The 23566-nt window shown below is 71.2% G+C and carries 24 protein-coding genes; 2 read left to right on the forward strand and 22 right to left on the reverse strand.

Features of this window, described 5'->3' with window-relative positions; genetic code table 11:
• The 11 genes from H7A73_RS14870 to H7A73_RS14920 form a co-directional block, all read right to left on the reverse strand.
• On the reverse strand, positions 1 to 751 hold a 751-nt coding region (locus H7A73_RS14870), incomplete at its 3' end, for a prephenate dehydrogenase (protein ID WP_182066677.1).
• A gap of 58 nt (positions 752 to 809) precedes the next feature.
• Positions 810 to 1598 carry a pseudouridine synthase gene (locus tag H7A73_RS18155; RefSeq protein ID WP_228501111.1) on the reverse strand — a complete coding sequence of 263 codons (789 nt, stop codon included), beginning with the start codon at positions 1596 to 1598 and terminating at the stop codon, positions 810 to 812.
• A 1138-nt stretch (positions 1599 to 2736) separates the two neighbouring features.
• On the reverse strand, positions 2737 to 3426 hold the full coding sequence (gene scpB, locus H7A73_RS14880) for an SMC-Scp complex subunit ScpB (protein ID WP_259362926.1): 690 nt from the start codon (positions 3424 to 3426) through the stop codon (positions 2737 to 2739).
• On the reverse strand, positions 3416 to 4219 hold the full coding sequence (locus H7A73_RS14885; protein WP_182066679.1) for a segregation and condensation protein A: 804 nt from the start codon (positions 4217 to 4219) through the stop codon (positions 3416 to 3418). Before H7A73_RS14885 ends, scpB begins: the two co-directional genes overlap by 11 nt.
• Positions 4203 to 5078, reverse strand: a complete 876-nt coding sequence (locus tag H7A73_RS14890; protein WP_017885900.1) for a ParA family protein — start codon at positions 5076 to 5078, stop codon at positions 4203 to 4205. Before H7A73_RS14890 ends, H7A73_RS14885 begins: the two co-directional genes overlap by 17 nt.
• Before the next feature lie 109 nt (positions 5079 to 5187).
• Positions 5188 to 6003, reverse strand: coding sequence for an SseB family protein (locus tag H7A73_RS14895; protein WP_182066680.1), 816 nt, complete (start codon positions 6001 to 6003; stop codon positions 5188 to 5190).
• Between the two features lie 4 nt (positions 6004 to 6007).
• Complete coding sequence (gene priA, locus H7A73_RS14900) at positions 6008 to 6754, reverse strand: bifunctional 1-(5-phosphoribosyl)-5-((5-phosphoribosylamino)methylideneamino)imidazole-4-carboxamide isomerase/phosphoribosylanthranilate isomerase PriA (RefSeq protein WP_017885902.1); 747 nt, start codon at positions 6752 to 6754, stop codon at positions 6008 to 6010.
• Positions 6755 to 6851: 97 nt separating this feature from the next.
• Positions 6852 to 7490 carry an imidazole glycerol phosphate synthase subunit HisH gene (gene hisH / locus H7A73_RS14905; RefSeq protein ID WP_182066681.1) on the reverse strand — a complete coding sequence of 213 codons (639 nt, stop codon included), beginning with the start codon at positions 7488 to 7490 and terminating at the stop codon, positions 6852 to 6854.
• Positions 7487 to 8089, reverse strand: a complete 603-nt coding sequence (gene hisB / locus H7A73_RS14910; RefSeq protein WP_182066682.1) for an imidazoleglycerol-phosphate dehydratase HisB — start codon at positions 8087 to 8089, stop codon at positions 7487 to 7489. Before hisB ends, hisH begins: the two co-directional genes overlap by 4 nt.
• Positions 8086 to 9192, reverse strand: coding sequence for a histidinol-phosphate transaminase (locus tag H7A73_RS14915; protein ID WP_182066683.1), 1107 nt, complete (start codon positions 9190 to 9192; stop codon positions 8086 to 8088). The genes hisB and H7A73_RS14915 overlap by 4 nt, the downstream gene beginning before the upstream one ends.
• Before the next feature lie 64 nt (positions 9193 to 9256).
• Positions 9257 to 9634, reverse strand: a complete 378-nt coding sequence (locus H7A73_RS14920; protein ID WP_027464774.1) for a LysM peptidoglycan-binding domain-containing protein — start codon at positions 9632 to 9634, stop codon at positions 9257 to 9259.
• 236 nt (positions 9635 to 9870) lie between these two features.
• On the opposite strand from H7A73_RS14920, the gene lexA reads away from it, so the two are divergent.
• On the forward strand, positions 9871 to 10515 hold the full coding sequence (gene lexA / locus H7A73_RS14925; protein WP_182066684.1) for a transcriptional repressor LexA: 645 nt from the start codon (positions 9871 to 9873) through the stop codon (positions 10513 to 10515).
• A 130-nt stretch (positions 10516 to 10645) separates the two neighbouring features.
• Here the strand turns inward: lexA and hflX are convergent, their stop codons facing one another.
• Positions 10646 to 12187, reverse strand: coding sequence for a GTPase HflX (hflX, locus tag H7A73_RS14930; protein WP_182066685.1), 1542 nt, complete (start codon positions 12185 to 12187; stop codon positions 10646 to 10648).
• 61 nt (positions 12188 to 12248) lie between these two features.
• Between hflX and H7A73_RS14935 the strand changes: the two genes are divergently transcribed.
• Positions 12249 to 12860, forward strand: coding sequence for a class I SAM-dependent methyltransferase (locus H7A73_RS14935; protein WP_182066686.1), 612 nt, complete (start codon positions 12249 to 12251; stop codon positions 12858 to 12860).
• Between the two features lie 179 nt (positions 12861 to 13039).
• Here H7A73_RS14935 and dapF read toward each other — a convergent pair whose 3' ends face one another.
• From dapF to H7A73_RS14985, 10 genes are all read right to left on the reverse strand, one after another.
• Positions 13040 to 13930, reverse strand: a complete 891-nt coding sequence (dapF, locus tag H7A73_RS14940; protein ID WP_027464770.1) for a diaminopimelate epimerase — start codon at positions 13928 to 13930, stop codon at positions 13040 to 13042.
• Entirely contained in the window at positions 13927 to 14865 is a 939-nt protein-coding gene (gene miaA, locus H7A73_RS14945; protein ID WP_247737541.1) for a tRNA (adenosine(37)-N6)-dimethylallyltransferase MiaA, read from the reverse strand. The genes dapF and miaA overlap by 4 nt, the downstream gene beginning before the upstream one ends.
• 31 nt (positions 14866 to 14896) lie before the next feature.
• Positions 14897 to 16393 carry a tRNA (N6-isopentenyl adenosine(37)-C2)-methylthiotransferase MiaB gene (gene miaB / locus H7A73_RS14950; RefSeq protein WP_182066687.1) on the reverse strand — a complete coding sequence of 499 codons (1497 nt, stop codon included), beginning with the start codon at positions 16391 to 16393 and terminating at the stop codon, positions 14897 to 14899.
• Between the two features lie 26 nt (positions 16394 to 16419).
• Positions 16420 to 17334, reverse strand: coding sequence for a regulatory protein RecX (locus H7A73_RS14955; protein WP_182066688.1), 915 nt, complete (start codon positions 17332 to 17334; stop codon positions 16420 to 16422).
• Positions 17331 to 18392 (reverse strand): recombinase RecA, encoded by a 1062-nt coding sequence (gene recA, locus H7A73_RS14960; RefSeq protein WP_027464767.1) that lies wholly within the window; start codon positions 18390 to 18392, stop codon positions 17331 to 17333. The genes H7A73_RS14955 and recA overlap by 4 nt, the downstream gene beginning before the upstream one ends.
• 272 nt (positions 18393 to 18664) lie before the next feature.
• Positions 18665 to 18889 (reverse strand): DUF3046 domain-containing protein, encoded by a 225-nt coding sequence (locus H7A73_RS14965; protein ID WP_182066689.1) that lies wholly within the window; start codon positions 18887 to 18889, stop codon positions 18665 to 18667.
• An 86-nt stretch (positions 18890 to 18975) separates the two neighbouring features.
• Positions 18976 to 19284 (reverse strand): helix-turn-helix domain-containing protein, encoded by a 309-nt coding sequence (locus H7A73_RS14970; protein ID WP_027464765.1) that lies wholly within the window; start codon positions 19282 to 19284, stop codon positions 18976 to 18978.
• A gap of 154 nt (positions 19285 to 19438) precedes the next feature.
• Complete coding sequence (locus H7A73_RS14975) at positions 19439 to 19966, reverse strand: CinA family protein (RefSeq protein ID WP_182066690.1); 528 nt, start codon at positions 19964 to 19966, stop codon at positions 19439 to 19441.
• Complete coding sequence (gene pgsA, locus H7A73_RS14980) at positions 19963 to 20607, reverse strand: CDP-diacylglycerol--glycerol-3-phosphate 3-phosphatidyltransferase (RefSeq protein ID WP_071405653.1); 645 nt, start codon at positions 20605 to 20607, stop codon at positions 19963 to 19965. Before pgsA ends, H7A73_RS14975 begins: the two co-directional genes overlap by 4 nt.
• A 5-nt stretch (positions 20608 to 20612) precedes the next feature.
• Entirely contained in the window at positions 20613 to 23546 is a 2934-nt protein-coding gene (locus H7A73_RS14985; protein ID WP_182066691.1) for an FtsK/SpoIIIE family DNA translocase, read from the reverse strand.
• Between the last annotated feature and the right edge of the window lie 20 nt (positions 23547 to 23566).

Consider the following 23566-nt stretch of genomic DNA (forward strand, 5'->3'; position numbering starts at 1 on the left):
GGTCGGTGAGCACCGGCCGGATGTGCCCGGCGTTCGCCCCGATGATCTGCACCCAGAGCCCGGGGTCGCTCGCCGCGATCCGGGTGACGTCGCGCACGCCGCCACCGGCCAGGCCGAGCGACCCGTCGGGGGCGTCCCGCAGGCGCGAGGCCATGAGGGTCGACACGAGCTGCGGCGCGTGCGAGACGTAGGCCACGGCGAGGTCGTGCGACTCGGGGTCCATCGGCACGACGGTCGCGCCGACGTCGAGCGCGAGGTCCTCGACCACCGCGGCACGCTGGTACGTGATGCCGTCGTGGCCGGCGATCACCCAGGGGCGACCGACGAACAGGTCGGCGCGTGCGGCGGTCGGACCGCTGCGCTCGCGTCCGGCCATCGGGTGCGACCCGATGTAGCGGGAGACGTCGGCCCCGGCCGCCACCAGGGCGGCGAGCGGCCCGGACTTCACGCTGGCGACGTCCGTCACCACGGCGTCCGGGTGGGCGGCGAGCTCGCGCTCGACCACCGTCGCGACGACGTCCGGCGGCACCGCGACGACGACGAGCTCCGGCTGGTCGCCGGCAGCCGGTCGACGCCCGGCGCCGTAGTCCACCGCGAGCGCCAGTGTGGCTGGCGAGACGTCGTCGAGGACGACGTCCACACCCTTCTCGCGCAGGGCCAGGCCGATCGAGGCGCCGAGCAGGCCGGCACCGACGACCCGGACCGGGCCGCGCAGACGGCGGTCGATGTCGGTCGGGGTCACGTCGGTCACCGGGCAAGCCTACCGATCGAGGCTCGGGCATCGGTCGATGCCCGAGCCTCGGGGTCGGTCAGTCCGCCGACTCGTCCTCGTACTCGTCGTCGTCCTGGTCGAGCGCGACGTCGCGGTCGTCACGAGCGGACGGCTTCGCGTCACGGACGGTGCTGAGCAGCTTGCCGACCTCGACCGTGCCGAGCTCGCGCATCTTGCCCGGCGGCAGGCTGCCCAGGTGCAGCGGTCCGAACGACCGGCGGACGAGTTCGAGGACCGGGTGGTCGACCGCCTCGAGCATGCGACGGACGATGCGGTTGCGGCCGGAGTGCAGCGTGATCTCGACGAGCGACTCACCCCGCGAGGACTCGAGCAACCGCACCTTGTCGGCCTTGATCGGGCCGTCCTCGAGCTCGACGCCCTCGGTCAGGCGCTGCACCACGGCGGGGTTCACGTTGCCGTGGACCTTCGCGATGTAGGTCTTCTGCACGCCGAACGACGGGTGCGCCAGCACGTGTGCCAGGTCGCCGTCGTTCGTCAGGACGAGCAGCCCGGAGGTCTCGGCGTCGAGACGGCCGACGTTGAACAGGCGCTCCTCGTAGCGGTCCACGAACTCGGTCAGGTCGCGGCGACCACGCTCGTCCTGCAGGCTCGAGACGACGCCGGTCGGCTTGTTCAGCACGATGTAGCGCCGCGACGAGTCGATCTGCACGGGCACGCCGTCGACGCTGATCGCGTCCTTCTCGGGGTCGACGCGACGCCCGAGGGCGTCCACGACCTCGCCGTTGACCGTCACACGGCCCTCGACGATCAGGTTCTCCGCGACCCGGCGGGATGCCACGCCGGCAGCGGCGATCACCTTCTGCAGGCGCTCGCCCTCTGCCTGGAGGCCCGGCTCGGCCCCGGTAGGCGCCGTTCCGTCCGCCGCGTCCCAGTCCTCGATGATCGGCCGTTCGGGCGTGCCCTCGGCCGGGTTGCCCCGGTCGTCGCGCTGCCCGCTCGGCTTCGGCGTGGTGCGGTCGCTGTTGCGGACGCTCGTGGTGCCGCCGACGTAGCGGCGGCCGTTGTGCCAGACGCGGCTCTGCTGGCCGTCGGGGCTGCGGCGGTCGTCACGGCCGCGGTCGTCGCGCCGGTCGCCGCGGGGAGCGGAGCCGCCGCGGTCGTCGCGACCCCGGTAGCCACCACGGTCATCGCGCGGCGCCGAAGCACCACGGTCGTCACGGCCCCGGTACCCACCGCGGTCGTCGCGCGGAGCGGAGTTGCCTCGGTAGCCACCACGGTCGCCGCCACCGGATCGGTCATCGCGACCCCGGTAGCCGCCACGGTCGTCGCGCGGAGCCGAAGCCCCACGGTCGTCACGGCCGCGGTACCCACCGCGGTCGTCGCGCGGTGCGGAGCTCCCGCGGTCGTCACGACCCCGGTAGCCGCCACGGTCGTCACGCGGAGCGGAGTTCCCGCGGTCGTCACGACCCCGGTACCCGCCGCGGTCGTCACGCGGAGCGGAGCTCCCCCGGTACCCGCCGCGGTCGTCACGCGGAGCGGAGCTCTCGCGGTAGCCGCCGCGGTCGCCACCACCGGCACGGTCGTCCCGGCCGCGGTACCCACCACGGTCGTCGCGCGGAGCGGATCCACCACGGTCGTCGCGGCCGCGGTACCCACCACGGTCGTCACGGGGAGCGGAGCTCCCGCGGTACCCACCGCGGTCGCCACCACCGGCACGGTCGTCCCGGCCTCGGTAGCCACCACGGTCGTCACGCGGAGCCGAAGCCCCGCGGTACCCGCCACGGTCGCCGCCGCGGTCGTCGCGCGACGGGTACCCGCCACGACGGTCGTCGTCACGCGGCGGGCGTGCGCCCCCGCGGTCGTCGCGACCGTACCCGCCGGAGCGGCCACCGGCACTGGAACCGGCCCCGCCGCGTCCGCCGGCCGGGCGGCCGGAGCGATCCGGGCCTCCCGAGCGTCCGTTGCGGTCGTCTCGGTCTCGGGGCGCGCCGCGCCCCCGGTCGTCAAACCCTGCCATCGGGGATCCCTTCGTTCTGCTCGAAGCCGTCCGCACCGTCGTCCAGGAGGGGCGAGATGAGCGGCAGCTCGTCGAGCGAGTTGATGCCGAGCTGCTGCAGGAGCAGGTCGGACGTGACGTAGTTGATGGCGCCGGTCTCGGCGTCGGTGAACGACTCCTCGATGAGGCCGCGTGCCACCAGGGTCCGGACGACGCCGTCGACGTTGACGGCGCGGATCGCAGCGATCTGCGAGCGGGTGATCGGCTGCTTGTAGGCGACGACCGCCAGGGTCTCGAGCGCGGCCTGCGACAGCCGCGAGGGGCGCTCGGCCTCGACGAACTGCTCGACCACGGGGTCCAGGTCGGCGCGGACGTAGAAGCGCCAGCCGCCGCCGACCTCGCGCAGTTCGAAGCCGCGGCGGATCGTGCCGTCGACGCCGTCGAAGTCCGCGACCAGGCGTTCGATCGCCTGGCGGACGGCGGGGACGGGCGACCCGACGGCAGCGCCGAGGTCGACGAGTGACTGCGGCTGGTCGGCGATCATCAGGATCGCCTCGAGCTGACGGTCGATGGGGATCGCGGGGTGGGCCTGCGACGCGGAACGTTCGTGGATCTCGCGCTCGATGGCGCGGGCGTCGGCCATCTCGTCGGCGCCGCCGGGTTCGGCGCTGGACGTGTCGTGCGCGTCATCCGTCATAGTCGGCTCCCAGGTTCGCGAGGCTCTCGTCGGACCAGTCCTCGGCGGTCCACCGCAGTGTCAGCTCCCCGAGCGGCTCGAGCTGCTCGAACGAGATCGACGCGTTCCGGTACAGCTCGAGGATCGCGAGGAAGCGAGCCACCACGATACCCGTCTGGTCGACGCCCGCGACCAGTTCGCGGAACGAGACCCCTGCACCGTCGCGGGTGCGGAGGATCGAGACGACGATCGCGGCCTGCTCCCGGATGCTGATGAGCGGGGCGTGCAGGTGGTCGAGGCCGACGGTCGGGATCTCCCGTGGGGCGAAGGCCAGCGCGGCCAGTGCGGCGAAGTCCTGCACCGACAGGGTCCAGACGAGCTCCGGCGTCCGCGCGCGGAACCGCTCCTCGAGCCGGACGCTGCGGCCGTGCCGGCGCGACTCGACGCCCCAGCGCTCCCCGAACCAGTCGGCGGCCTGCTTGAACGCCCGGTACTGCAGGAGTCGGGCGAACAGCAGGTCCCGGGCCTCGAGCAGGGCCACGTCCTCGGCGTCCACGAGCTCACCCTGGGGCAGCAGCCCGACGATCTTCAGGTCGAGCAGGGTCGCCGCGACGACCAGGAACTCGCTGGCCTCGTCGAGTTCGTCGGCGGACTCCGCCTGCCGGACGTACTGGATGAACTCCCCCGTCACGGCACCGAGCGACACCTCGGTGATGTCGAGCTCGTGCTTCGTGATGAGCGACAGCAGGAGGTCGAACGGTCCGTCGAAGTTGGCGAGCCGGACCCGGAACCCCGCGTCAGGCGACGGCGCCACGCTGGACGAGCTCTCGTGCGAGCTGCCGGTAGGCGTGGGCGGCAGGGTGGTCCGGCGCGGTCTGCGTGATCGGGCGAGCGGACACCGTGGCGTCCGGGAACTTCACGGTGCGGCCGATGACGGTGTCGAGCACGCGGTCGTCGAAGGTGTCGACGACCCGCTCCATGACCTCGCGGGAGTGCAGCGTGCGCGAGTCGTACATGGTCGCCAGGATGCCGTCGAGCTTGAGCGCCGGGTTGAGGCGGTCGCGCACCTTGTCGATCGTCTCGATGAGCAGGGCGACACCGCGCAGCGCGAAGAACTCGCACTCGAGCGGGATGAGGACGCCGTGCGCCGCGGTCAGGGCGTTCACGGTCAGCAGGCCGAGCGACGGCTGGCAGTCGACCAGGATCACGTCGTAGTCGTTCGCGACCTTGCGCAGCACGCTCGCCAGGATCTGCTCACGGGCGACCTCGTTGACCAGGTGCACCTCGGCCGCGGACAGGTCGATGTTCGCCGGGATGACGTCGAGGCCGGGGGTGTTCGTCGGCTGGATGACCTGGTTCGGGTCCTTCACGGCACCCATCAGCAGGTCGTAGACGGTGTGGATGTCGTGCGTCCGGACACCGAGGCCCGCGGACAGCGCACCCTGCGGGTCGAAGTCGACGGCGAGGACCTTGCGGCCGTACTCCGCGAGCGCCGCGCCCAGGTTGATGGCGGTCGTGGTCTTGCCGACGCCGCCCTTCTGGTTGCAGAGCGCGATGATGCGGGCGGGTCCGGTGCTGTCGAGCTCCTCGGGCACGGGGAAGTCCCGGACGGGACGCCCCGTCGGACCGTGGGTGGTCGCGCCGGTGGGGTTGGTCGTCGGGTTCGGGCTCACCCCGTCATCGTACCGGCGACCTCGGGCTGGACCGGGTCGCACCGCCGCGCGGGCGCGCTGCTGGGTGACGGTCTGGCCGCTGCCGCTGCTGCGGCGTTGCTGCTGCTCGTCAGGCAGCGCGCAGGGCGACGCGCATGCTGTCGACCCGCTCGGCGATCACGGGGTCGGTCGACCACCGCTGCTGCAGCCGGCCGACGAGCTCGCCGACCTGCTCGCGGTCGAGCCCCGGGTGCAACGCCAGGCCCACCGTCAGCTCCGGCCCGGCGAACCGGCCGACCGGGTCGCCCGGAGCGAGTTCGACGCGGGCGACGCTGGGCTCCCCCTCGACCGAGGCGGCGAAGGCGCGGGCCACCTCGGGGTCCTCGAAGCACGGGGTCCACGGCAGGTCCTGCCCGAGCGCCCACACCGCCGGACGACGCAGCACGAACTCGGTGGGCGACTTCGGGTCGAGCACGACGAGCTGGGTGTCCTCGCTCGCCGCGGCCATCGCCACACGGCGGGACTCCACCGGCACCGGGCGCGCATCCGGGTCCCACGCGTGCATGGCGTCGACCGAGGTGAACGCCGGCATCACGCTGCGACCGTCCGGACCAGCGACCGTCACGATCGAGAGTTCCTGGGTCTTGTCGACGAGCTTGCCCTCGTCGGTCTCCCCCACGTCACCGGCCTCGGCGATGAGCGGGATGAGCAGGCGCGCGGTGCGGAGGGACTCGACGATCGTCGCCTGGGACGCACCGCCGACGAGCGAGCCGATCGCTGCGACCACCGCGGGGTCGGCGAGTCCGTCGTCATCGGCGAACGCGGTGTCGTGGTGGTCGAACGTGCGACCTTCCCACGAGAAGCCCGCCGAGTCCGCCGCCCCACCGGGAGTGTGCGCGTCGTCGGCGTCCGGCCCGGTGCCGCGGCCGTTCGAGATGCCCGCCACGGCGTTACTCCGAGGCGATGTCGAGTGCGGCCGGCAGCGTGAACGCCCCGGAGTACAGCGCCTTGCCGATGATCGCGCCCTCGAGCCCGTACGGCACGAGTTCGCGGAGCGCACGGAGGTCGTCGAGCGTCGAGATCCCGCCCGAGGCCACCACGGGCTGGTCGGTCCGGTCGCACACCTGGCGGAGCAGCTCGACGTTCGGCCCCTGCAGCGTGCCGTCCTTCGTGACGTCGGTCACCACGTAGCGGGCGCACCCGGCGGCTTCCAGCCGGTCGAGCACCTCCCACAGGTCACCGGCGTCCTCGGTCCAGCCGCGGCTCGACAGCGTGGTCCCGCGGACGTCCAGCCCGACGGCGATCTGCTCGCCGTACTCACCGATCACACGCGCGGCCCAGTCGGGGTTCTCGAGCGCCGCGGTGCCGAGGTTCACGCGCGCCGCCCCGGTCGCCAGTGCCGCTTCGAGCGATGCGTCGTCGCGGATGCCGCCGGACAGCTCGACGGAGACGCCCTCGACCTCGCGGACGGCGTGCGCGATGACCCGGCGGTTGTCGCCACGGCCGAAGGCTGCGTCCAGGTCGACGAGGTGGATCCACTCGGCACCCTGGTCACGCCAGGTCCGGGCAGCGGCGACGGGGTCGCCGTAGCCGGTCTCGCTCCCCGCCTCGCCCTGGGTGAGTCGCACGGCCTGTCCGTCGACGACGTCGACAGCCGGCAGCAGGACGAGGGGCGGGGTGTCGGTGAGGTCGGTCATGGTCCTGTCGGTTTCGTTGCGGTGGAGGAGGGGCTGCGGACGGCCGGGAGGCCCGGTGCGCGTCCGGCACGGCCGTCGCGCCCGGCACCGGCCGGGTTCAGAGCGAACGCACCCAGTTGGCGAGCAGACGGATGCCCGGCTCGCCCGACTTCTCGGGGTGGAACTGCGTGGCGGTGAGCGGCCCGTTCTCGACCGCGGCGATGAACTTCTGTCCGTGCTCGGCCCAGGTCAGACGGGGCGCACGGAACGGCCCGTACGCCTCGAGCGGGAAGTCGGTCACGCCGTAGGAGTGCACGAAGTAGAAGCGCTCGTCGTGCAGCCCGTCGAACAGCACGGAGTCCTCGGGGGCCTGCACGGTGTTCCAACCCATGTGCGGCAGCACCTCGGCCTGGATCTCCTGCACGGTGCCGGGCCACTGGCCGAGCCCTTCGACGTCGGCACCACGCTCGATGCCCCGCGAGAACAGGACCTGCATGCCGACGCAGATGCCGAGCACGGGTCGCCCGCCGGCCAGGCGGTGGTCGACGATCTCGCCGCCCTGCACGCCCTCGAGCTGGTCGATCACGGCGGCGAACGCCCCGACACCGGGGACGAGCAGGCCGTCCGCCTTGAGCGCCGCCTGCTTGTCCGAGGTCAGGGTGACGTCAGCCCCGGCGCGCTCGAGCGCCTTGGCGGCGGAGTGGACGTTGCCCGATCCGTAGTCGAGGACGACGACGTTCGGCTTGGCGGCGGTCACAGGGCGCCCTTCGTGGAGGGGATGCCGTCGACGCGCGGGTCCGGTTCGACCGCCTTGCGCACGGCCCGGGCGAACGCCTTGAACTCGGCTTCGGCGATGTGGTGGGGGTCGCGGCCCTCGAGCACGCGGACGTGGACGGTGATGCCTGCGTTGAACGTGATCGCCTCGAACACGTGGCGGACCATCGAGCCGGTGAAGTGGCCACCGATCCGGTGGAACTCGAAGCCCGCGGGCTCGCCGGAGTGCACGAGGAACGGACGCCCGGAGACGTCGACGACGGCCTGGGCCAGCGCCTCGTCGAGCGGGACCAGGGCGTCGCCGTACCGGCCGATGCCGGAGCGGTCCCCGAGGGCCTGCTTGATCGCCTGCCCGAGCACGATGCCGGTGTCCTCGACCGTGTGGTGCACGTCGATGTCGGTGTCGCCCGTGGAGCGCACCCGGAGGTCGATCAGGGAGTGCTTGCTGAACGCGGTCAGCATGTGGTCGAAGAACGGGACGGAGGTCGAGATCGACGAGGTCCCGGTGCCGTCCAGGTCGAGCTCGAGTTCGACACTCGATTCGCTCGTCGAACGGCTGATCGAGGCGGTGCGGGCGGTCATGCCTCAACCCTAACCGGCGGCTGCTCGGCGGCGACCTGCCGCATGGCGTCGAGGAACGCGGTCGTCTCGGCCTCGGTCCCCGCACTCACCCGCAGGTGGTTCGGGATGCCGAGGTCGCGCACGATGACGTCGCGCTCGAGCAGCGCCTCGAACGCGGCGTGCGGGTCGGCGACACCACCGAACAGGACGAAGTTCGACCAGGTCTCGTAGGTGCGGTACCCCATGGCCTGGAGCTCGGTGACCATGCGGTCGCGCTGCCCCTTGATGTCGTCCACCATCGCCAGCATCTCGGGGGCGTGCCGGAGTGCCGCGATCGCCGCCGCCTGGGTGAGCGCAGACAGGTGGTACGGCAGCCGGACCAGCCGGACCGCGTCGACGACGGCGGGGTGCGCGGCCATGTACCCGACCCGGGCGCCCGCGAACGCGAACGCCTTGCTCATCGTGCGGGAGACCACGAGGCGCTCACGACCGGGCAGCAGCGTGAGGGCGCTCGGGGCATCGGACGGCATGAACTCGGCGTAGGCCTCGTCCACCATCACGATCCCGTCGGTGGCGTCGTAGGCGGCCGCGATGGTCTCGATCTCGAGCGGGGTGCCCGTCGGGTTGTTCGGCCCGCACAGGAACACGATGTCCGGCTGGTGCTCGCGGATGGCCGCGACGACGGTCTCGGGCGAGATGCGGAACGCGTCGTCCCGCTGGGCCGGGATCCACGTGGTGCCGGTACCCGACGCGAGGATCGAGTGCATGGAGTACGTGGGCGGGAACCCGAGCACCGAGCGACCGGGCCCACCGAACGCCTGGAGGAGCTGCTGCAACACCTCGTTCGACCCGTTGGCCGCCCAGAGCTGATCGGCGGTCAGGTCGTGCCCGAGGTAGTCCGCGAGGGACTGCCGGAGCTCGGTGAACTCGCGGTCCGGGTACCGGTTGACCGTCAGCAGGGCCTGCCGGATCGACTCGACGATGTCGGCAGCGACGTCGTCCGGAACGGGATGCGTGTTCTCGTTGACGTTGAGCTGCACGCGGACGTGCTTCTGCGGAGCGCCGTACGGGCTCTGCCCGCGCAGGTCGTCTCGGATCGGGAGGTCTTCGAGCGTGAATGCCACCGATCCATCGTAGGCCGCAGCCACCGTGCGACGACCAGCCGTCCGGACGGCGCTGCCCGAGTGGCTACTCGCCGTCGGTGTACTTGGTGGGGATGGCGATCTCTTCGCCGGCCTGCAGCGCGGAGCCGTCGAGGGCGTTGAGGCTCACGACGTCCTGCACGAAGTCGCGCGGGTCCGAGTTCGGCGCCGTCTGCTCGGCGAGCTGCCAGAGCGTCTCGCCCGGCTGGATCGTCACGGTCTCGAACTGGGTGCGGGCGCCGCCGGCGGTGGCGTCACCGGCGGAAGCCTGCCCACCGTTCAGCACGCCGAGGGCGACGACGATGAGGAGCGGGAGCGCGGCGAGCGTCGTGAAGACGATGCGGCCGCGACGCGTCAGACGCAGGCGGGTACGCACGGCGGGCGCCGCGGTGCGCTGGATGTCAGCGATGGCGATGGTGCTCATGTCGTTGTTGCCTTCCCGTTCGGTGGAACCGAAGTCGTGTACCGAACATAGTTTCGAATCAGACGACGCACAAGTCCTGGGAGAGGATTTCTGCGGGGTTTTCTTGCGACACGCTCGAACAGGTGTTTGTCCGGCCATGGCTGGTCGGATACTGTTTCGATCGACTGGGACAAGCCTGACGGGGACCACCGACATTCCCGCCGCGGCCGGACCGGCACCGACGAAAGCGAGACGACGTGGTGGACGAACTGCGGGGCCAGAAGCCGCTGACGCCGAAGCAGCAGGCGATCCTCGACGCGATCCGTGCGTCGATCGCCTCACGGGGCTACCCGCCGAGCATGCGCGAGATCGGCGACGCCGCCGGGCTCTCCTCGCTCTCCAGCGTCTCCCACCAGCTCGGCCAGCTCGAGCTCGGGGGCTGGATCCGCCGCGACCCGAACCGCCCCCGTGCACTCGAGGTGCTGGTGGACGAGCCGGCGTCCGACGTCGGCGGCCCGGACATCGACGCCACCACGCTCGTGCCGCTCGTCGGCCGGATCGCCGCCGGTGTGCCGATCACCGCCGAGCAGCACGTCGACGAGATCATCCCGCTCCCCCGCCAGCTCGTCGGCACCGGCGAGCTCTTCATGCTCAAGGTCGTCGGTGAGTCGATGATCGACGCCGCGATCTGCGACGGCGACTGGGTCGTCGTCCGATCGCAGCAGACCGCCGAGAACGGAGACATCGTCGCGGCCATGCTCGACGAGGAGGCGACGGTCAAGGTCTTCCGTCAGCGCGACGGTCACACGTGGCTGCTGCCGCGCAACTCCGCCTTCGAGCCGATCCTCGGCGACGCGGCCTCGGTGCTCGGCAAGGTCGTCGCCGTCCTCCGCTCCCTCTGACCTGCACGACGGAACGCCGCCGGGATCCGGCGGCGTTCCGTGTGTTCCGGAGCGTCCCGGCGACGTGACGACGTCGGCGGGCCGGTGACGGGCCTCCAGGCCGCGCAGCAGCGCCCGCCGGAGGCGACCCTCAGACGGTCGGGACCGGCGTGACCACGTAGGGCTCGAGTTCGGCGACCTGCCGCTGGAAGACGCGCACTCGCAGGCGCGTGCCGTCCTCGACGTAGTCGACGGACTCGACCGAACCGGTGTCGTGGAGCGACGACACCAGGTCGCCGCGGTCGTACGGCACCACGATCGTCAGGTCGGCGTCGGGCTCCGGCAGGCGGTCCTCGATGACGCCGAGGAGCTCCGGGATGCCCTCGCCCGTGCGCGCCGACACGAACACCGCGTCCGGCACGAGCCCGATGAGCACCAGGCGCTGCGCGTCGTCGATCAGGTCGGCCTTGTTGAAGACGACGATCTCCGGGATGTCACCCGCACCGACGTCGCCGATGACCTCGCGCACGGTGGACAGCTGCGCCCCGGGGTCGGGGTGCGAGCCGTCGACCACGTGCACGATGACGTCGGCGTCGCCGACCTCTTCGAGGGTGGAGCGGAAGGCCTCGACGAGTTGGTGCGGCAGGTTGCGGACGAAGCCGACCGTGTCGACGAACGTGAACTCCCGGCCCTTGGCGCTCTCGGTCCGACGGACCGTGGCGTCCAGCGTCGCGAACAGCTGGTTCTGCACGAGCACACCCGCGCTCGTGAGCCGGTTCAACAGCGACGACTTGCCGGCGTTGGTGTAGCCCGCGATCGCGACGCTCGGCACCTCGTTGCGGTTGCGCTCGGCGCGCTTGGCCTCACGGGCCGGGGTGAACCCGGCGATCTGCCGGCGGAGCTTCGCCATCCGCGTGTGGATCTTGCGGCGGTCGAGCTCCATCTTCGTCTCACCGGGGCCACGAGAGCCCATACCAGCGCCTCCGGAGACCTGGCCACCGGCCTGCCGGGACATCGAGTCACCCCAACCGCGCAGTCGAGGCAGCAGGTACTGCAGCTGAGCGAGTTCGACCTGCGCCTTCCCCTCGCGGGTCTTCGCGTGCTGGCTGAAGATGTCGAGGATCACGGCCGTGCGGTCGATGACCTTCACCTTCACGACGTCCTCGAGCGCGCGACGCTGCGAGGGTGCGAGTTCGGTGTCGGCGATGACCGTGTCGGCACCGGTGGCCTTGACGACCATCGCGAGCTCCTGGGCTTTGCCCTTGCCCAGGTAGGTTGCCGGGTCCGGGTTCGGCCGACGCTGGAGGAGCCCGTCGAGCACCACGGCGCCCGCGGTCTCGGCGAGTGCCGCGAGCTCGCGGAGGGAGTTCTCGGCGTCCGAGGCGTCGCCCTGGGGGTACACGCCGATCAGGACGACCTGCTCGAGCCGCAGCTGGCGGTACTCGACCTCGGTGACGTCCTCGAGTTCGGTGGAGAGGCCGGCGACACGGCGCAGCGCCGCACGGTCCTCACGGTCGTACTGGTCGCCGTCGCCGGTCCAGCTGCGGTCGTCGACCGACTGCGTCTGGATGGCCTGGGCGGGTGCGAAGATGGACGATGCTGCGCGGTGGTCTGCGTTGCGCAACACCCTCTCGACGACACCGTCTGCGCTGTCGTCGTTGGTCTGGTGGTTCTGCTGATGGGTATCCGTCATCCTGTGCACAGGCTACCTCTGGAGGCCCTCCGACACACTCGGTTGCCGGTACGGTTCATCCATGGCGAACGACCACTACTTCTCGGCCACTCCGTCGTCGGAGGTCCGCCAGCGCCAGGTGCACGTCACGCTCGCCGGTCAGCCCCTCACCCTGTCGACCGCGGCGGGCGTCTTCAGCCCCGACGGGATCGACCGCGGCACGAAGGTCCTGCTCGGCTCGGTGCCGGCACCCGCTGCCGACGGAGCACTGCTCGACATCGGCTGCGGCTGGGGGCCGATCGCGATCACGATGGCCCTGCAGTCCCCCGACGCCCACGTGTGGGGCGTCGACGTCAACGAGCGGGTGCTCGGGCTCGCGCGCGCCAACGCGGCTGCTGCGGGGGCGTCGAACGTCACGATCGCCCTGCCCGACGACGTGCCGGCTGACCTGCGCTTCCGCACGATCTGGTCGAACCCGCCGATCCGTGTCGGCAAGGACGAGCTGCACCAGATCCTGCTGACGTGGCTGCCCCGGCTCGAGGTCGGGGGCGACGCCTGGCTCGTCGTGTCGAAGGACCTCGGGGGTGACTCGCTGCAGAAGTGGCTCGTCGGGTCGCTCGGCTCGGAGTTCGCGGTCACCCGGGAGTCGACGGCGAAGGGGTTCCGAGTCATCCGGGTGCGCCGCAGCGCATAGGGCGCGTCCGCACTTCGTGAGCGTGCACCTCGTGTGCGTGCACTTCGTGTGCGTGCACTTCGTGTGCGTGCACTTCGTGAGCAGGAATGGTCGGGTCGCCGGGGCGCACCCGACCATTCCTGCTCACGAAGCACCGCGGAGCGAGCGACCGCGCGCAGCCGCTCCGCGACCACCCCGCGTCAGACCGTCAGGTCGCCTGAGAACACCAGCTCGGCGGGACCGGACAGCGACACGTGCTCGCCGTCCTCGGTCGCCGTCATCCGCACCGTCAGCAGCCCGCCCGGCACCCGCACGCGCCAGGTGTCCGGCGCGCCCGCGCCGACCCAGTAGCGCGTGGCGAGGGCGGCCGCGACTGCCCCCGTGCCGCACGAGAGCGTCTCCCCGCTCCCCCGCTCGTGCACCCGCATCGTGATCTCACCGACGCCGTCCTTGATGAGCGGATCGCCGGGCAGCACGAACTCGACGTTCGCGCCGTGCTCCGGTGCCGGATCGAGCACCGGCAGGAAGGTCAGGTCGAGGTCGGCCAGTTCGTCCTCGGTCTCGACGGCGACGACCACGTGCGGGTTGCCCACGTCGATGCCGATGCCGGGCCGCGCCCCGTCGAGGTTCTTGGCCCGCACGAGCACGTCGTCGGAGCCACCGCCCTCGATGCCCAGACCCCAGCGGCCGAGGTCGGCGGCGAACCCGTTCGTGGTGCGCTGGATGTCGACCAGCCCCTTGCGGCTGCCGACGGTGAGCGTCTCGCCAGGAGCGAGCTCGACCAGGCCCGACTCGGTCAGGTACCTAGCGAACACGCGGATGCCGTTGCCGCACATCTCCGCGACCGTGCCGTCGGCGTTGTGGTAGTCCATGAACCACGTCGCCTCGGGCTCGACGGCGACGAGCGCACGCCCCTCGGGGATCGCCTCGGACCGCACGGCGCGGATCACGCCGTCGCCGCCCACGCCGAAGCGCCGGTCCGCGATGGCCCGGATCCGCTCGGGGGTCAGGTCGACGGTGGCGTCGGGGTCGGCGAACAGGACGAAGTCGTTGCCGGTCCCCTGGCCCTTGGTGAAGTGCAGCTCGGTCACGGCACGATCCTACGGGCCAGTTCCGACAGGTCACCGCGGTCCGCCCCCGTGACGTCGAGCGTCTCGGCATCGGCGTACCGGCGGAACCACGACACCTGCCGCCGGGCGTACTTCCGGGTCGCGATGCCGGTCGCCTCGACCGCCTGTTCGCGGGTCGCCGTGCCGGCGAGCACCTCGAGCGCCTGCGAGTACCCGATGGCGCCCCGCGCGGTCTTGCCCTGCTCGAGTCCCTGCTCGCGGAGGGCCGCGACCTCGTCGACGAGTCCGGCCTCGAACATCCGCGCGGCCCGCTCGTGCAGCGCCGACACGAGCTGCTCGCGGTCACGCCGCAGGTGCAGGATCAGGGACGGTCGCCAGGCGCTGGGCGCGGCCGGGAGGCTCGGGGTCACGACCTCGGATCGGCTCGCGATCTCGAGTGCACGGATCAACCGCCGTGGGTTGCGCGCGTCGATCGTTGCGGCGGCCGCCGGGTCGAGGGCGCGGAGTCGCTCGAGCAGGATGCCCGGGCCGAGCTCCTCGTGCTCGCGCTCGAGCTGCGCGCGGAGCGCGGGATCGGTGCCCGGGAACGCGAGGTCGAACAGCACCGCGGAGACGTACAGGCCGCTGCCGCCGACGAGGACGGCCACGCCACCGTCGGCTTGGATCCGGTCGACGTCGGCGCGGGCGGCGACCTGGTAAGCGGCGACACTCGCCTCGTCGGTGACGTCGAGCACGTCGAGCTGGTGGTGCGGGATGCCGTGCCGCTCGGCCGGCGGGAGCTTCGCGGTGCCGATGTCCATGCCCCGGTACAGCTGCATGGCGTCCGCGTTGATGATCTCCGCGCGACGGCCCGCAGCACGCAACCGTTCCGCGATCGCGATGCCGAGGTCGGACTTCCCGGTGCCGGTCGCCCCGACGACTGCGATCAGGTCCGCGGCGTCACCGGATGCGAGCAACGCGTCGCTCGTCGGCGCAGCCCCGGGGAGCTCAGCGCCCGACACGGAGCGTGGGCAGCCCGAGCGAGACCGGACGGGGCCCGTCGCCCGCAGCGGCAGCGGGCGCGGGCACGCCGCAGCTCTCGGCCTGCGCCCGGTCCCAGGCGTCACCGGCCCGGGTGCGACGGATGCGCAGCGGAGCGTCGTCGTCCGCGAGCAGGAAGTGCGGTGCGGCACGGGTGATGTCGACCGTGACCACGTCGCCGGGGCGCGGGACCTCGGACCCGGCGGGAACGGTGAAGTGCACGAGCCGGGAGTCCTCTGCGCGACCGGAGAGCCGGCGGGTGGCGTCGTCCTTGCGGCCCTCACCGGAGGCGACGAGTACCTCGACGCTCCGGCCGACCTGCAGCGCGTTCTCTTCCGCGGTGATGCGTTCCTGCAGGGCGACGAGTCGCTCGTAGCGCTGCTGCACGACCTGCTTCGGCAGCTGGTCGTCCATCGTCGCCGCGGGGGTGCCCGGGCGGATGGAGTACTGGAACGTGAACGCCGAGGCGAATCGTGCCTGCTCGACGACGCGCAGGGTGTCCTCGAAGTCGGCGTCGGTCTCGCCGGGGAACCCGACGATGATGTCGGTGGAGATCGCCGCGTGCGGGATCTTCGCGCGGACGCGGTCGAGGATGCCGAGGAACCGCTCGCTGCGGTAGCTCCGGCGCATGGCCTTGAGGACCCGGTCGGAACCCGACTGCAGCGGCATGTGGAGCTGGGGCATCACGTTCGGGGTCTCGGCCATCGCATCGATGACGTCGTCGGTGAACGCCGCCGGGTGCGGACTCGTGAAGCGGACGCGCTCGAGCCCCTCGATGGCACCGGTGGCCCGCAGCAGCTTGCCGAACGCCTGTCGGTCGCCGAACTCGACCCCGTAGGAGTTCACGTTCTGCCCGAGCAGCGTGACCTCGATCGCGCCGTCGTCGACGAGCGCCTGGATCTCGGCCAGGACGTCACCGGGACGGCGGTCCTTCTCCTTGCCGCGGAGCGAGGGGACGATGCAGAACGTGCAGGTGTTGTTGCAGCCGACCGAGATCGAGACCCAGCCGCTGTGCGTCGAGTCGCGCTTGGTCGGCAGCGTCGACGGGAAGACGTCGAGTGCCTCGAGGATCTCGATCTGCGCCTCGTCGTTGTGCCGCGCCCGCTCGAGCAGGGTCGGCAGCGACCCCATGTTGTGCGTGCCGAAGACGACGTCGACCCACGGCGCCTTCTCGAGGATGACGTTCTTGTCCTTCTGCGCCAGGCACCCGCCGACGGCGATCTGCATGCCGGGGTGCTCGCGCTTGATCCCAGCGAGCTGCCCGAGGTTGCCGTAGAGACGGTTGTCCGCGTTCTCGCGCACCGCACAGGTGTTGATGACCACGACGTCTGCCTGTCCGCCGTCCGCCGCGGTGTAGCCGGCGGCCTGCAGCGACCCGCTCAACCGCTCGGAGTCGTGCACGTTCATCTGGCACCCGTAGGTGCGGACTTCGTAGGTGCGGGGGCGCGCTGCGACGGTGGCCATGGTCGTTCCAGTGTAGGTCGGAGCGACTACTCGAAGCGGACGGTCCCGCGGCCGGGTTGCGGCCGTTTCCCACCGCCGTCGAGGGCACGTTCGACGGCGATCCGGACGACACCGGAGCTGTAGCCCTTGCGCATCAGGAAGCCGGACAGCCGGCGTTCCGCGGTGGCCCGGTCGAGTCCGCGCATCTGCGGTGCCCGCTTGTCAGCGAGTTCCTGCGCACGGAGGAACTCGTCGTCCTCGTCATCAGCGGCTTCGTCGAGTGCGGTGTCGATCGCCACCTGGTCGATGCCCCGGCGACGGAGCTCGGTCACGACACCCTGTCGCCCGAGGCCCTTGCGGGCGTGCAGTCGATCCACCAGGTCGGTGGCGAGGGCGACGTCGTCGAGGAGCCCGACACGGGTCAACCGTTCGATCTCGTGCTCGACCACGTCGGGGTCGAGGTCCTGCTGCAGCAGCAGGGTCCGCATCTCGGACTCGCTCACGCCCTTGCGGCCGAGCGCGCGCAGGCTGATCCGTTCGGCGTCCGCACGCTGTTCGTCGAGCGGACGCGGTGCGTCGGCCGGGTCGATCTCCGCGCCGCCGGCGATGGAGAACACCGACGCGGTGGTCGCGTCAGCGGTCTCGGAGTCGTAGCCGTCCTGCTCGGCACGGCTCGAGCGCCCGCTGCCGTCACCGATGACGGGCGACACCCACGCTGCCGGCCCCCGGGCCCCGTGCAGGGGCACCGGCGAATCGGCGTCGAGCGATGCGGGGAACGCGTCCGCCCGGCCTTCGTCCGACTCGGGCAGCGTCCAGCCGTCGGTGTCGTGCGGCTCGTCCGGTGAGACCGGAGGCTCGGGGATCGCGGGCGTCAGCGGCGTGGCAGGAGCGCGACGACGCGACCTCGCACCGAACAGGTCGGTGACCGGTGCGAGGCCGTCGTCGTCGTGGTCGGTGCTCACGCGCCCTTGCGCTCCGCGAGCTTCGGCGCGATCGACTCGACCGGGGCGTCTTCGGCCTTAGCGCCGCCGACCCCGAGCTTGGCGAGGATCTTGCCTTCGATGTCGGCAGCGATCTCGGGGTTCTGGATCAGGAAGGAACGCGAGTTCTCCTTGCCCTGCCCGAGCTGGTCGCCGTCGTACGTGTACCAGGCACCCGACTTCTTCACGATGCCGTGGTCGACACCGAAGTCGAGCAGCGAGCCTTCGCGCGAGATGCCAACGCCGTACAGGATGTCGAACTCCGCCTGCTTGAACGGCGGCGCCATCTTGTTCTTGACGACCTTGACACGCGTGCGGTTGCCCACCGCGTCGGTGCCGCTCTTGAGCGTCTCGATGCGACGGATGTCGAGGCGGACGGACGCGTAGAACTTCAGCGCCTTACCGCCCGAGGTGGTCTCCGGTGAACCGAAGAACACGCCGATCTTCTCGCGCAGCTGGTTGATGAAGATCATCGTGGTCTGCGTCTGGTTCAGGCCACCGGCAAGCTTTCGCAGGGCCTGCGACATGAGGCGGGCCTGCAGACCGACGTGCGAGTCGCCCATCTCGCCCTCAATCTCGGCGCGGGGCACGAGGGCCGCGACGGAGTCGATGACGATGAGGTCGATGGAACCGGAGCGGACCAGCATGTCCGCGATCTCGAGCGCCTGCTCGGCGGTGTCGGGCTGCGACACGAGGAGGGCGTCGATGTCGACGCCGAGCTTCTTGGCGTACTCGGGGTCGAGCGCGTGCTCGGCGTCGATGAAGGCCGCGATGCCACCGGCGCGCTGGGCGTTGGCGATGGCGTGGATGGTGAGGGTCGTCTTACCCGACGACTCCGGGCCGTAGATCTCGACGATCCGGCCGCGGGGCAGGCCACCGATGCCGAGCGCGACGTCCAGCGCCACCGACCCGGTCTGGATGACGTTGACGGGCGCGCGTTCGTCCGAACCGAGGCGCATGATCGCACCCTTGCCGAACTGCCTGTCGATCTGTGCGAGTGCGGTCTCGAGGGCCTTCTCGCGGTCTGCCGGTGATGGCATGGGGTGCTCCTTCGTGCTCGTGTTCGGCCGCCTGTAGGCTGTCGCGTCCACGCCGGCCGATGGTGCAAGGCCGATGGTTCTGCGACAAGGCTTCGGGCTGTTCCCGATGTCCATCAACCTATGGCGAGCCACCGACATCACTGCCGACGGTCACGCGATCTGTGGATGGAACACCCGGGCGACGCCGCTGTGGAGGAAGCTACCACCGATCGAACACGCGTTCGAGCAACACGCCGAACACAGTTTCGGGTACCCGGCCCCGCGGAACCGGCTCAGTCCCGGGGTTCGGCCAGGCCCTTGCCGTGCCGGCGGTCCACCGGGACGTCCTGCGAGTCGCACAGGGCGTCCCACACGCGGCGGGCGTCGATCCCGGCCGCAAGGGCGTCCACGGCGGAGCGACCGCCGAGCCCCTCGAGCACGACGTCACGGGTGACCACGGAACCGTAGGCCTCTCCGAACACCTGGTCGACGGCTCGCCAGAACTCACTCACGCGCATCCGACCAGCCTAGGCGCGTGAGCGTGGGCCGGAACGCAGAACGCCCCCGCCGGGAAGGACCGGCGAGGGCGTTCGGTGCGATGCGCTCAGCGCACCGCGAGGTCGTTGTCGAACTCGGCGACGAGGTCGTCCGGGAGCGTGTCGGGGACGGGGGTCAGCCCCTCGACGATCGCGAGGCGGTCACCCACTTCACGCATGATGGTCGAGATGGGCGTGTCCAGCGCATCCGCGACGGACGCGAGGATCTCCGAGCTGGCTTCCTTCTGCCCGCGCTCGACCTCACTGAGGTACCCGAGCGCGACACTGGCCTTGGACGCGACCTGACGGAGGGTCCGGCCCTTCTGCAAGCGGAAGTCCCGGAGCACATCGCCGATTTCCTGACGAACGAGAACCATGAGAACTCCTCCTCTCTGTCGTCTCCGCGCCCGCTCGGTCCGGTGGATCGAGTTCGGGTTCAGCAACACTAGCGTTGCCGGTTGCAGCATGTTAGCCAGGCTGGCTGCCGTACTGCTGGAGATTTCGTGAGATGTAACCCAGTGGAAACGGGACCTATTCCCGGCCCCGGACCTCGGACGACATCCGTGCAAGGAGTTCGGAGACGGTGGCGTGCCGGATTGCTCCCCGGTCGCCGTCGAGGTGCAGCTCGAAGGCCTCGGCCCCCACGGCGGAGGCGATCCCCACGTACACGGTGCCGACGGGCTTGCCGTCCTGCGGATCCGGGCCGGCGACGCCCGTCGTGCTGATCCCCCACGTCGCGGGCTCCCCGTCGACCGACAGCGCGATCCGGACACCGGCGGCCATCTGCCGGGCGACCTCGGGGTGCACGGCGCCCTCGGCTTCGAGCAGCTCCGCCGAGACCCCGAGCACGGAGTGCTTCACGGGCGTCGCGTAGGCCACGACGCCGCCGCGGACGACGGCGCTCGCGCCCGGCACGTCGACGAGGGTGGCGACCACGAGGCCGCCGGTCAGCGACTCCGCCACGGCGAGCGTCTCGCCCCGCGCCGTCAGTTCGGCGATGAGTCCCGATGCGACCGGGACGGGAGGCGCAGCCTGCGTCGAGCGCTCGGGTCCGGTCATGCCGTGGTGCGGTTGTGCTTCCATGCCTGCCAGAGGTAGTCGATCCCGCTCAGGATCGTTGCCAGGAACGCGGCCGTCATCAGGATGCCGTTGACCCAGTGTGCCCAGTCGCCGACCAGGTTCCACCACGGGAACAGCGCGGCCGTCAGGGCGACGGCCTGCAGCACGGTCTTGATCTTGCCGCCGCGGCTGGCCGGGATCACCCGGTCGGAGAGCACCGCGAACCGGAAGACCGTGATGCCGATCTCACGCACCATGATCAGCACGGTCACGTACCAGGGCAGCTCCTGCAGGATCGACAGCGCGACGAGGGCACCACCGATGAGCACCTTGTCCGCGATCGGGTCGACGAGCTTGCCGAAGTCCGTGACCAGGTTCTGCCGACGGGCGATGATGCCGTCGGCGCTGTCCGTGACGATCGCCACGACGAAGACGACCGCGGCCCAGATGCGCAGCGGGCCGTCGTTGCCGGCGTCGGTGAGCAGCAGGACGAAGAACAGCGGCGCCATGAGGATGCGCACCACCGTGATGATGTTCGCGACGTTCGCGGTCGACGCCGGGCCGGGGCCCTTGCGCAGGAGCCGCCCGCGCCACGGGAACCGTGCGCCGTGCGTGGTGTTCGTGCTGTCCGAGGCGGTCATCGCCGTCACTCCCTGCCCGTCAGTCCCCACGCGTCCTCATCGGGCTCGTCGTGGACTTCATCGTACCCGCGGGTCATGTCCCCGACGGGGTCGGCGCCGTACCGGTCACCGTCGCCGGACGGCGTCGGCGCCGGCGCTGCCGGAGCGGCCGCTGCGGGCGGCTCCTCGCCACGGAGCTTCGCGAGCACCGCGGGCAGCTGGTCGGCGGTCACCAGGACGTCGCGGGCCTTCGAGCCCTCGGACGGCCCGACGATGTCGCGCGACTCCATCAGGTCCATCAGGCGACCGGCCTTGGCGAAGCCGACGCGGAGCTTGCGCTGCAGCATCGACGTCGAGCCGAACTGGGTCGACACGACCTGCTCGACGGCCGCGAGCAGCAGTTCGAGGTCGTCGCCGATGTCGGCGTCGATCTCCTTGCGCTCGACCACGGCCTGGACGTCCTGGCGGTACTCGGGCTGCGCCTGCCGCGTGACGTGCTGGACGACCTCGGCGACCTCGCCCTCCTGCACCCAGGCACCCTGCACGCGGAGCGACTTGGACGAACCCATCGGCAGGAAGAGCGCGTCGCCCTGCCCGATGAGCTTGTCGGCGCCGGGCTGGTCGAGGATGACGCGGGAGTCCGTGACGCTCGTCACCGCGAAGGCGATGCGCGACGGCACGTTCGCCTTGATCAGCCCGGTGATGACGTCGACCGAGGGACGCTGCGTCGCGAGCACCAGGTGGATGCCGGCGGCACGGGCGAGCTGGGTGATCCGGACGATCGACTCCTCGACGTCGCGCGGCGCCACGAGCATGAGGTCGGCGAGCTCGTCGACGACGACGAGCAGGTACGGGTACGGCTTGAGCTTCCGCTCGCTGCCCGCCGGCAGGACGATCTCGTTGTTCTCGATCGCCTTGTTGAAGTCGTCGACGTGGCGGAACCCGAACGACGCGAGGTCGTCGTACCGCATGTCCATCTCCTTCACGACCCACTGCAGCGCTTCGGCCGCCTTCTTCGGGTTCGTGATGATGGGCGTGATGAGGTGCGGGACGCCGGCGTAGATCGAGAGCTCGACGCGCTTCGGGTCGACCAGGACCATGCGGACCTCGGACGGCTTCGCGCGCATCAGCAGCGACGTGATCATCGAGTTGATGAACACCGACTTGCCGGAACCGGTGGAGCCGGCGACGAGCAGGTGCGGCATCTTCGCCAGGTTCGCGACGACGAAGCCGCCCTCGACGTCCTTGCCGACGCCGATCGTCATCGGGTGCTTCGACTTCCGGGCGGCGTTCGAACGCAGCACGTCGCCGAGCGAGACGATCTCACGGTCGGTGTTCGGGATCTCGACGCCGATGGCGCTCTTGCCCGGGATCGGCGACAGGATGCGGACCTCGTTCGAGGCGACCGCGTACGACAGGTTCTTCGACAGGGCCGTGACGCGCTCGACCTTGACGCCGGGGCCGAGCTCGATCTCGTACCGGGTCACCGTCGGCCCGCGGGAGAACCCCGTGACCTTCGCGTCGACCTTGAACTCGGTGAGCACCCCGGTGATCGCGGCGACGATGTCGTCGTTCGCCTGGCTCCGCGCGACCGAGGGCGTCCCGGAGCTCAGCGTCGTGGCGGCGGGCAGTCGGTAGGGCTTCGACGGATCGTCGTCGGCACCGGCGGCGGCCGCGCTGAGCTCGGCGGCGGCGTCGATGTCCTCTGGCTCGTCGACGATCTCGGGCTCGGCCAGCACCTCGGGCACCGCGGGACGGATGTCGGCGGTCGGCTCCGGCCGCGCGGGGACGTCGGTGCCGAACGCGCGGAGGGCCTGCTCGGCGTCCTGCAGGTCCTGCTCGACGGAGTCGTTGAGGTTGACCGACGCGGGCTCGGCCGGCGTGAGGTCGACGAGCCCGGCGGCTGCACCGGCGTTCGGGCTCACGGCGGGCGCAGCGGGCACGACGGGCGCAGCTGGTGCGACCGCAGCGGCAGCCGGGGCGACCCCGGTGGCCGGGGGCAGCACGGGGCTGTCGTACGCCGGGTCCTCTTCGCGGCCGGACTTGTTCCGGCGCCACCACGGCACGTTGTCGCCCCCGGCCTCGGCGTCGGCAGCGGCCGGCTCGTCACCGAACCCGAGGTCGTCGAACAGCTGGAAGTCGGTGTCGCCCTTCTTGCCGCGCTTCGACGTGCGGGCGCGGGCGGCGGGCTCCGCCACGGCGGCGGCGTCGGCCTCGGGTTCTGCTGCGGGGGCCGGGGCGCCGAACAGGTAGGCGTAGAGCTCGTGCAGGCGTCGCCCGAGCTTGTTCGGCGGCGTCTTGGTGATGATGAAGAGCGAGAGCACGAGCAGCACGATCGCCACGGGGACGGCCACCCAGGCGGTCGCGATCGTCACGAGCCAGCCGATGACCACCCAGCCCAGCACCCCACCGGCGGCGGCCAGCGCGGGCATGCCGTCGGCCGCGCTCGGTCGGCCACCGAAGACGTGGCAGAGCGAGGCGATCGACACGATCAGGATGCCCAGGCCGATGCCGATCCGGGTGTTGTCGTGCACCGAGGCCGGGTGCCGGAACAGCCACCCGGCGAACACGATCATGATGACGGGCAGGGCGAACGCCAGACGGCCGAACAGCCCGCCGAACGTGTACGCGTCGAGTGCGACGGAGACGCTGTTGGTCGGGTTGAGCCACTCGACGACCCCGCCGGCGATGGCCAGCAGGAACAGCAGGAACGGGAACCCGTCGCGCCGCTGGTCTTTCTCGAGGGTCTCCTTGCCGAGCAGCCGGAACATCGCGCCGACGCCGTGCGCCATCGCGAGCCAGAAGGTCACGAGCGGGTTCTGCTCACGGAACACCGGTGTGGGCGCAGCCTGCGGCAGCTTCTTCGTCGTGGCCTGGGTGCGCGACGAACCGCGCGTCCCGTTGCCACGGGACGACGTGGACGCGCGCGAGCGCGTGGTCGACTTGGTGCCTCCGGCCATGGGCAGAACCCTAACGCCCG

The sequence above is a fragment of the Curtobacterium sp. ME12 genome (genome assembly GCF_903970855.1).
GTDB classification, from domain to species: Bacteria; Actinomycetota; Actinomycetes; order Actinomycetales; family Microbacteriaceae; genus Curtobacterium; species Curtobacterium poinsettiae_A.